At 41.0% G+C, this 9,908-nt stretch carries 7 protein-coding genes, 1 pseudogene and 1 other annotated feature; of the genes and pseudogenes, 6 read left to right on the forward strand and 2 right to left on the reverse strand.

Annotation, left to right across the window (positions count from 1 at the left end):
* The coding region (locus tag AMR95_RS11575; protein WP_058838332.1) for a YaaC family protein at nucleotides 1-954 on the reverse strand (954 nt) is incomplete at its 3' end.
* A 121-nt stretch (nucleotides 955-1,075) separates the two neighbouring features.
* On the opposite strand from AMR95_RS11575, the gene guaB reads away from it, so the two are divergent.
* Nucleotides 1,076-2,542 carry an IMP dehydrogenase gene (gene guaB / locus AMR95_RS11580; protein WP_024426749.1) on the forward strand — a complete coding sequence of 489 codons (1,467 nt, stop codon included), beginning with the start codon at nucleotides 1,076-1,078 and terminating at the stop codon, nucleotides 2,540-2,542.
* 160 nt (nucleotides 2,543-2,702) lie between these two features.
* Nucleotides 2,703-4,028, forward strand: coding sequence for a D-alanyl-D-alanine carboxypeptidase family protein (locus tag AMR95_RS11585; protein WP_039175836.1), 1,326 nt, complete (start codon nucleotides 2,703-2,705; stop codon nucleotides 4,026-4,028).
* A 43-nt stretch (nucleotides 4,029-4,071) separates the two neighbouring features.
* Here the strand turns inward: AMR95_RS11585 and pdxR are convergent, their stop codons facing one another.
* A complete protein-coding gene (gene pdxR, locus AMR95_RS11590) occupies nucleotides 4,072-5,550 on the reverse strand; it encodes a MocR-like pyridoxine biosynthesis transcription factor PdxR (RefSeq protein WP_058838333.1) in 1,479 nt (492 codons plus the stop codon).
* Between the two features lie 246 nt (nucleotides 5,551-5,796).
* Between pdxR and pdxS the strand changes: the two genes are divergently transcribed.
* From pdxS to AMR95_RS19585, 4 genes and pseudogenes are all read left to right on the forward strand, one after another.
* Entirely contained in the window at nucleotides 5,797-6,681 is an 885-nt protein-coding gene (gene pdxS, locus AMR95_RS11595; RefSeq protein WP_039175840.1) for a pyridoxal 5'-phosphate synthase lyase subunit PdxS, read from the forward strand.
* Nucleotides 6,682-6,701: 20 nt separating this feature from the next.
* Entirely contained in the window at nucleotides 6,702-7,292 is a 591-nt protein-coding gene (gene pdxT, locus AMR95_RS11600; protein ID WP_058838334.1) for a pyridoxal 5'-phosphate synthase glutaminase subunit PdxT, read from the forward strand.
* Between the two features lie 53 nt (nucleotides 7,293-7,345).
* Nucleotides 7,346-7,562: a binding site (T-box leader), on the forward strand.
* Nucleotides 7,563-7,610: 48 nt separating this feature from the next.
* Complete coding sequence (gene serS / locus AMR95_RS11605) at nucleotides 7,611-8,885, forward strand: serine--tRNA ligase (protein ID WP_039175845.1); 1,275 nt, start codon at nucleotides 7,611-7,613, stop codon at nucleotides 8,883-8,885.
* A gap of 596 nt (nucleotides 8,886-9,481) precedes the next feature.
* Nucleotides 9,482-9,817 (forward strand): annotated as a pseudogene (locus AMR95_RS19585) (methyl-accepting chemotaxis protein); the annotation flags it as partial.
* Nucleotides 9,818-9,908 lie beyond the last annotated feature (91 nt).

Genomic DNA, 9,908 nt, shown 5'->3' on the forward strand with positions numbered 1-9,908 from the left:
ACTGGTCTTTTTTGTTTTTTCTTCTAACAGCATCATGATGTAAGCTGGGAACTTCTCTTCTGCAATCTCCATGTAGCGTTCAATCATGACGTAATCATCACTAATGTATTGAGACAGCAGCTCGTACCACCATTCTGTTTCGTAGCGGGCAATCATACTAAGGTTATACATCAATAAGTAATGACTGATGATCTCAGGAATCCCTAGAAAAGCATCCCGTGTTGACGGTATAAACCATTGATCCATTTCTAAATCATAATGAAGATGAGTAGCAAGTGCTGGGTTTTCTTCAAGAAATACATCAAACGTCAATTTCTTAGCCTCTCTCTGTTTGAGTTTCCAACTTGTATGGAACTCAAAGTATTCAATAAAGCGTTCAGCAGACATGTTATAAAGTAATGGAATATGATCTTGAATCATCATTCCATTCGCCTTTTCCACTTTAACTAATGTCGAGGGCTGCTTTTGAAACTCAAGAATATGACTCATTTCAGGTATTTTGGACAGAAGATGGATCATTGTAAATCGCTCATCTTCAAGACCCTTTAAATGAAATAGATGCTTTAACACATGCATACATAGCCCGTTTCTTTGGATTTTCACTTCATCTTCGCTAAAGCGGTAATGCTGTTTTTTTCTCTTTCTCGATGTTACGCCATGAGCTAAAACAGAGGTTTGAGAAGGATAATGGGGATCAACTGTCAGCAAACATGCTTTTAGCAGCTGTGCCATTCCATAAAACAATAAAATGGGTTTAAGTTCTAAAGGTGCATTCGCAGCCTGCTCATAAAACGTATGGCCATGTTTTAGAAAGTAAATAAATCGTTCACAGTTTTTATAGGCTTGCTGATTTGCATCTGGAATGTTCCGTTTCTCATATTGTTGAAATAGAAACTTTTGGGAAGTTTCTAGCGAGTAAAAACGTTTTAAATCCTTCCATCCTGAACTTTTCATCTTCTTCCTCAACTCTCTTTATATTTTCTAAAAATTGCAACTGTTTGTTGCTTCCTTGACATGCTGTTTGCTAGTTGATAATCTACATATAATATTTTGCCGAAAAGAGGGGGATTTACTAATGTGGGAAAGTAAATTTTCAAAAGAAGGTTTGACGTTTGACGATGTTTTGCTTGTTCCAGCAAAGTCTGAAGTACTTCCGCGTGATGTCGATTTATCAGTGGAGCTAACAAGTACATTAAAGCTAAACATTCCAATTATCAGTGCTGGAATGGATACAGTGACGGAATCACAAATGGCGATTGCAATGGCACGTCAAGGTGGTCTTGGCATTATTCATAAGAACATGTCCATTGAACAGCAAGCAGAACAGGTGGATAAAGTAAAACGTTCAGAGCGCGGCGTTATTACAAATCCATTCTTCTTAACACCAGAGCATCAAGTATTTGATGCAGAGCATTTAATGGGTAAATACCGTATTTCAGGTGTGCCGATTGTCAACAACGAACAAGACCAAAAGCTTGTTGGTATTATTACGAACCGTGACCTTCGTTTTATTTCGGATTATTCAATGAAGATTAGCGACGTGATGACAAAAGAGGAACTTGTGACAGCTTCTGTTGGTACAACGTTAGAAGAAGCTGAAAAAATCTTACAGCAATACAAGATTGAAAAATTACCTCTCTTAGATGACGAAGGAACGTTAAAAGGTCTTATCACAATCAAAGATATTGAAAAAGTGATTGAATTCCCTAACTCCTCTAAAGATGCACATGGCCGTTTAATTGTTGGTGCCGCTGTTGGTGTCACTGGCGATACAATGACACGTGTGAAAAAATTAGTCGAAGCCAATGTGGATGTTATTGTCATTGATACAGCACACGGTCATTCTCAAGGTGTTCTAAACACTGTATCGAAAATCCGTGAAACGTATCCTTCTCTTAACATCATTGCTGGTAATGTTGCAACAGCTGAAGCAACAAAAGCATTGTTTGAAGCAGGAGCAGATATTGTGAAAGTCGGTATCGGACCAGGATCTATTTGTACAACACGTGTTGTTGCAGGTGTTGGTGTACCACAAATCACAGCGATCTATGACTGTGCAACAGAAGCAAGAAAACATGGTAAAGCTATTATTGCAGATGGTGGAATTAAATATTCAGGTGATATCGTGAAAGCACTAGCATCTGGCGGACATGCTGTTATGCTGGGAAGCCTTCTAGCTGGTACATCTGAAAGCCCAGGAGAAACAGAAATTTTCCAAGGTAGACGCTTCAAAGTTTATCGTGGTATGGGTTCTGTCGCTGCAATGGAAAAAGGAAGTAAAGATCGTTACTTCCAAGAAGATAATAAAAAATTCGTTCCTGAAGGAATCGAAGGTCGTACACCATACAAAGGGCCAGTCGTTGATACAGTGTATCAACTAGTTGGTGGTATCCGTTCTGGTATGGGCTATTGTGGAACACAGGATTTACGCACTCTTAGAGAAGAAGCACAGTTTATTCGTATGACAGGTGCAGGACTTCGTGAGAGTCATCCACATGATGTACAAATTACGAAAGAATCACCAAACTACACAATTTCTTGATAAATTGTGACAATCAAATTACATTTGACAGGGTCTATGACTCTGTCTATTTTTTTTGTCTTTATTGTGATAAAATTTATACTGTTGTGTTGAAATAAGCCCTTGTGGATTACATATATATGAAAAACGTCGAAAAAAGATGAATACGGAGGTATGACGATTGAACAGCAAGATGTTGAAACAGCTTATGGTCTCTATCCTTGCATTGGCATTGATTGTTACAGCATTTACACCAATGTCCAAAGCAAAAGCTGCTGAAGATCCATTCAGTGTGAATGCGAAAGCAGCGATCCTTATTGAAGCTTCTACAGGTAAAATTCTTTATAGTAAAAACGCAGATCAAAGACTGCCTATTGCAAGTATGGCAAAAATGATGACCGAGTATCTATTACTAGAGGCGATTGCTGAAGGTAAAGTGAAATGGGATCAAAAGTATACGCCAGATGATTATGTATACGAAATTTCTCAGGACCGCAGTTTATCTAACGTTCCTTTGAGAAAAGATGGTTCGTATACAGTAAAAGAACTTTATCAAGCAACGGCTATTTATTCGGCAAATGCAGCAGCGATTGGTTTAGCAGAAGTGATCGCTGGATCAGAATCGAAGTTTGTTGAAAAAATGAACGCAAAAGCAAAAGAACTTGGTTTAACAAACTACAAATTCGTGAATGCAACTGGTCTTGAAAATAAAGACTTACATGGCCAACAGCCAAAAGGTACAGGTCCTGATGAAGAAAGTGAAGTATCGGCAAAAGATATGGCATTGCTTGCACAGCATCTCATCAAAGACCATCCAGAAATTCTTGAAACAGCAAGTATTGCGAAAACGAAGTTCAGAGAAGGCACTGACGATGAAATGGACATGCCTAACTGGAACTTCATGCTTAAAGGACTTGTGAAGGAATATAAAGGTGTAGACGGTCTGAAAACAGGATCTACAGATTCAGCCGGTTCTAGCTTCACAGGTACGGCTAAACAAGGTGACATGCGCGTCATTGCCGTCATCTTAAATGCAAAAGGTAATCTTCATACAGCACGTTTCGACGTGGCGAAAAAACTGTTCGACTATGCGTTTAAAAACTTCACGATGAAAGAAATGTACAAAAAAGGTCAACAAATCAAAGGACATGAAAACATCGCAGTTGATAAAGGCAAAGATAAAGAAGTACCTGTTGTGACGAAAGAAGCATTTTCTGTGCCAGTAAAAAATGGTGACGAAAAGAGCTATAAAGCAAAAGTAAATATCGAGAAAAAGAACTTAGAAGCTCCTATTAAAAAAGGAACGAAGGTTGGCATGCTGACGACTTCTTATTCTGGTGATGAGAAGGACTACGGCTATTTAAATAAAGACCAATCAGGTGTTGAGCTTGTGACGAAAACAGGCGATGAAAAAGCAAACTGGTTCATCCTAGCAATGCGCGGTGTAGGTGGATTCTTCGCTGGCATTTGGGGCGGAATCGTTGACACAGTAAAAGGTTGGTTCTAATAAAAAAAACTGCTCTCTATACATGAGAGCAGTTTTTTTATCGTTAAAAGAAGAGCGATTGCTTCTGATTTTGAGGAGTGGATAAAGCTTGCTGAAAAATATCACATAACTTTTCCACGCCTTCGGTCAGTGCTTTTTCATTCACATAGGAAAAGCTGAGGCGGATATAATTCTGCTTCGGCTCACCAGGGTAGCAGACAGAGCCAGGCAGAAAGGTGATTTGCTGCTTACGTGCCTCATGCAACAGTGCTCGTGTATCGACCCAGGAAGGAAAGCTAAGCCATAAATTGAGCCCGCCCTGTGGAATTTGCCACGTTACATCTTTCGGTGCGTGTTTCGTTAACACATCCATCATCAAATCGCGTCTCACTTTCAAGGCGGTTCTTAGCTTCTTCGTATGATCAATCATTTTCTTCGATGTCAGAAACGGCAATATGGCCTTTTGTGTGAGGAGAGGGCTGCCTAAGTCATTATTGGCCTTTGCAGCTAATAAACGGTTAAATATCGAGCCTGAGGCTGTGATAATCCCGATTCTGCATCCTGGCGCCAGTGTTTTACTTAATCCTCGTAAATAAATGACGTGTCCATCATGATCCAAGCTTTTAATAGGTGCTGGCGGCTTCTTTTCAAAATAAAGCTCACGATAAGGGTCATCTTCTACAATGAGACAATCAATGCTTTGAGCCAGTAAGAGAAGCTGTTTTCTACGCTTCATCGACATACTGGCCCCTGTTGGACTGTGGAAAGTAGGAATCGTATAGATGAGTTTCGGTTTATATTTATCACAAATGCTTTGAAGCTGTTTCATGTTCATCCCTTCATGATCGACAGGGACAGTAATGATTCTTGCTCCTCTGCCCATAAAGACATCAATGGCTCCGGGGTATGTCGGTGCTTCCATGACCACCACATCATCCGGCCCAATAAACGTACGTGCCACCAAATCAAGCCCTTGCTGAGAACCACTTGTTACTAGGATATTTTCAGGTGTAGACGGCACATCCAACTTTTCTAAAAATGATTGAATGACTTGTCGCAGCTGAAGGTCACCTTGTATCTCACCATACTTCGACATGATTTGGGGATGCCTGGCTAGTACATGCTGCATCTCTTTTTCTAAATACCGGTTGGGCAAAAGCCCTGGATCGATCATAGAGGAAGAAAGGTTAATGGCTTCTTCGACATAGTGATACTGAGCGAATTGAGACCGTGGTAAATAATCTGGAATCGACAACTGCCAATCGAAAGAAGTAGATGATGGAACCGGAATCTCTGCCTGCTCTTGCTGCTCATCCACAAAGGTTCCTTTACCTTGCACCGTCTTTAAATATCCGTCAACCTTTAATCGGGTGTATGCCTTTGCTGCCGTGACAAGACTCACATTGAGCTGCTTGGCTAAATCACGTACAGTTGGCAGCTTTTCTCCTTGCTGAAGCAAACCTGATTGAATGTGGTCAATGATTGAAAAGTAAATTTGATTTGAAAGAGATGTATCAGAGTGTCGATGGATATCAATATGCATGAAACCCCTCCATATAATGCAACATTGTTATACATGAATTTTAATTGTTATAGTTGCATTATAGCATGTAAATCACACTTGAAAGAGAAAATGACATGTTTTTAGCTGGAAACCCTTTATATACAAGGGTTTATTCTTTTTTATCGGCTGTTTGAATTGTTATACTATTCTCTTTATTGTTATACTTTCTCGCTTGTATGATAAAGATGTTGAATTAATCGAATAGACAAATGGGAGGAAACTATTGTGAGCAATAAGGGAACTGAACGAGTGAAACGTGGAATGGCAGAAATGCAAAAGGGTGGCGTCATTATGGATGTCGTCAATGCGGAGCAGGCAAAAATTGCAGAAGAAGCAGGTGCGGTGGCAGTCATGGCACTAGAACGAGTACCAGCTGATATCCGTGCAGCAGGCGGTGTTGCCCGTATGGCAGACCCAAGAATCGTAGAGGAAGTACAAAATGCCGTAACGATTCCAGTCATGGCAAAAGCACGTATCGGCCACATCGTCGAGGCTCGTGTTCTTGAAGCACTTGGTGTTGATTATATCGATGAGAGTGAAGTGCTGACGCCCGCAGATGAAGAATTCCATTTAAATAAAAATGAATACACAGTACCTTTTGTCTGTGGATGCCGCGACTTAGGTGAGGCAACCCGCCGTATCGCAGAAGGCGCTTCTATGCTTCGTACAAAAGGAGAGCCAGGGACAGGCAACATTGTAGAAGCTGTTCGTCATATGAGAAAGGTCAATGCTCAGATTCGTAAAGTATCAGCCATGAGTGAAGATGAACTGATGACAGAAGCCAAAAACCTTGGCGCGCCTTATGAATTATTGCTGCAAATCAAAAGAGATGGCAAGCTGCCAGTTGTGAACTTTGCAGCTGGAGGCGTTGCAACACCAGCAGATGCTGCGTTAATGATGCAGCTTGGAGCAGACGGTGTATTTGTCGGATCTGGTATCTTCAAATCAGACAATCCAGCTAAATTCGCCAAAGCGATTGTTGAAGCAACAACTCATTACACTGATTATCGTCTCATTGCAGAACTTTCAAAAGAGCTTGGAACAGCTATGAAAGGAATTGAAATTTCAAATCTACTGCCAGAAGAACGTATGCAAGAGCGTGGCTGGTAATTAAGGGAGCGCAAACGAACATGCTGACAATTGGTGTACTAGGGCTTCAAGGAGCGGTGAGAGAGCATATTCAATCAATTGAAGCCTGCGGAGCAGAAGGAAAGATCATCAAACGAGTAGAAGAGCTAGAATCCGTTGACGGTTTGATTATCCCTGGTGGAGAAAGTACGACGATGAGAAGACTCATGGATACGTACCAATTCATTGATCCGATCAAAGCGTTCGCTGCTCAAGGGAAACCGATTTTCGGTACATGTGCCGGTTTGATTATGCTGGCAAAGCATATCGAGGATCGAGAAGATGCTCATCTTGGAGTGTTAAATGTATCTGTTGCACGGAACTCTTTTGGCAGACAGGTAGACAGCTTTGAAGCAGATTTAGAAGTAAAAGGACTGGATGCGCCGTTTACAGGGGTGTTCATCCGTGCGCCTCATATCATCAGCGCAGATGGTAGCGTAGAAATCATGGCCGAATATGATGGCAGGATTGTGATGGCGAAAGAAAACAATCTCCTAGGCTGCTCTTTTCATCCAGAGCTGACAGACGATCACCGGTTAACGCAGTTGTTTGTTGATATGGTGAAGTCCTACAAAACGAAGCTTGCTGTATAAAACGGTTGAAAAGAGATAAAACTTATAGTACATTAAAAACACAATCAAAGATCGAAAAAGCGTTGACGGGAAATAGTAAGAAGCCCCTCTTTCTAAGAGAGCCGATGGTTGGTGAGAATCGGTGAAAGATGCATTCTGAATCCATCCTTGAGCGAAATGCTGAAACAAGAGAAGTAAGCATTTACGGTGATACCGTTACAGAGGAAAGAGGAAAGCATGCTTCTGCATGTTTTCAATCAGGGTGGCAACGCGAGAGCTCTCGTCCCTTTCATGGGATGAGGGCTCTTTTTATTTTTCGATAAAAAAGGAGTGTTATACATGCTGGATATTAAACAACTGCGCACGGACTTTGATCAAATCAAAGAAAAATTAGCACACCGAGGCGAAGATTTAGCGGATTTTGATAAGTTTGGTGAGCTAGATCAAAAAAGAAGAGAATTAATCGGGAAAACAGAAGAATTAAAGAGCCGAAGAAATGAAGTATCACAACAAGTAGCCGTTCTAAAAAGAGAAAAGAAAGATGCCGATCACATTATTCAAGAAATGCGAGAGGTAGGAGATGAGATCAAGAAGCTGGATGACGAGCTAAGAACAGTAGAAGAAAGCCTGCAGCACATATTGTTCTCAATTCCAAATATCCCTCATGACTCTGTACCAGTTGGTGAAACAGAAGACGACAACGTGGAAGTGAGAAAATGGGGCGAACAGCCAGCCTTCTCATTTGAACCAAAACCACATTGGGACGTAGCTGATGAGCTAAATATCCTTGATTTTGAACGTGCAGGAAAAGTGACAGGAAGCCGTTTCGTTTTTTATAAAGGGCTTGGCGCACGCTTAGAGCGCGCATTGTATAATTTTATGCTTGATTTACATGTGGATGAGTTTGGTTTTACTGAAGTGCTTCCACCTTATATGGTCAACAGAGCGAGCATGACAGGAACTGGTCAGCTTCCAAAATTCGAAGAGGATGCCTTTAAAATTCGCGAAGAAGATTACTTCCTCATTCCAACAGCCGAAGTCCCGATTACCAACATGCATCGTGACGAAATCCTCGATGGTGAACAGCTGCCAATTAACTATGCAGCATTCAGTGCTTGCTTCAGATCAGAAGCTGGATCTGCCGGCAGAGATACACGTGGACTTATCCGTCAGCATCAATTTAACAAAGTAGAGCTCGTGAAATTTGTCAGACCAGAAGATTCTTATGAAGAATTAGAGAAATTAACAAATCAAGCAGAAAAAGTGCTTCAGCTATTGAACCTGCCATACCGTGTCATGAGCATGTGTACGGGAGATTTAGGCTTCACGGCTGCGAAGAAATACGATATCGAAGTATGGATCCCGAGCCAGAATACGTACCGTGAAATTTCTTCATGCAGTAACTTCGAAGCATTCCAAGCAAGACGCGCAAACATTCGTTTCCGCCCAGAGCCTAAAGCGAAGCCAGAACATGTTCACACATTAAATGGATCTGGATTAGCGGTAGGAAGAACCGTAGCGGCTATTTTAGAAAACTATCAACAAGAGGATGGAACAGTAATCATTCCTGAAGTGCTGCGTCCTTACATGGGAAATAAAGAAGTGATGAAATAAGATGCCGCCAAGGCATCTTATTCTTTTTACCAAAAGTCCTACAGTTTTCCTGAATTTAGCCGATAAAAAGAGTAAAAGCTTCTAGGAAAGAAGGAATAATCTTGAATAGGCTTGACTATTATGTTGAAATGGCTCAATTACTTAGAAAGGTACTAGATGAAAGTATTCTTTTCGGTATCACGGATACAGAGAAGGTACTTTGTTATTACCCGTCTAACACAATAGATTTTGGTATGAAAGTTGGGGACCCATTGAACCCAGAAGACCAAAATGTGGCGACGACATTAAGAGGACAAGAATATGACGGTTACTTACCAGAAACACTATATGGTTATGAAGTTGCTGTAAAAGGTTACCCGATTTTTGATGAAGATAGAAAAGTAATTGGCTCTTTTTTAGTGGCATTTACATATCATCGTGAAAAAAAATTAAGCAGTTATATGGAGCAAATCAATAAAGTAGCGAAAGAACTCCAAGGTGGAATTGAGCAAATTGCTGCACATTCACAAGAGCTGGCTGCCACAAGTTTAGAAATAAGCGAACAGGCAGGAAGAGCGGAAGAGAAATCTGCGAATATTGAAGAAGTCGTCAAAACCATTGGGGGAATCGCTAGACAAACAAATCTGCTAGGTTTAAATGCTGCAATTGAAGCCGCAAGAGCAGGTGAGAATGGAAAAGGGTTCGCTGTCGTGGCTGATGAAGTGCGTAAATTATCAGATGGCTCGAAGGAAGCGGCTGAAACCATTAATACATTTTTAAAAGAAATCCAAGACAGCATTGGCACTTTGTCTGAAAACATCTCACAAATCAGCAGCTCAACAAATGAACAAGCCGAACAAGTGACAGACTTTACAAAGATTATCGAATCATTAAATGAGTTTAAAGTAGAGATGAATCAGTTTATTGAAGAAATGAGACAGGATACGAAATAGATCAAGAGCAGCCATCAATGGCTGCTTCAGCGTGTAGACAAACCCTCGCATTCGGTGTCAGGTCTGCGCTTCGGTGCTCACGAATGTCAAA

It is taken from the genome of Bacillus sp. G1(2015b) (assembly GCF_001482475.1).
In the GTDB taxonomy this organism is placed as follows: Bacteria; Bacillota; Bacilli; order Bacillales; family Bacillaceae; genus Bacillus; species Bacillus safensis.

What these genes read in the sequence shown, in the direction of transcription:
- guaB (WP_024426749.1), top strand. Translation starts at nt 1,076, where the DNA reads ATGTGGGAAAGTAAATTTTCAAAAGAAGGTTTGACGTTTGACGATGTT.
- pdxR (WP_058838333.1), bottom strand. Translation starts at nt 5,550, where the DNA reads ATGCATATTGATATCCATCGACACTCTGATACATCTCTTTCAAATCAA.
- pdxT (WP_058838334.1), top strand. Translation starts at nt 6,702, where the DNA reads ATGCTGACAATTGGTGTACTAGGGCTTCAAGGAGCGGTGAGAGAGCAT.
- serS (WP_039175845.1), top strand. Translation starts at nt 7,611, where the DNA reads ATGCTGGATATTAAACAACTGCGCACGGACTTTGATCAAATCAAAGAA.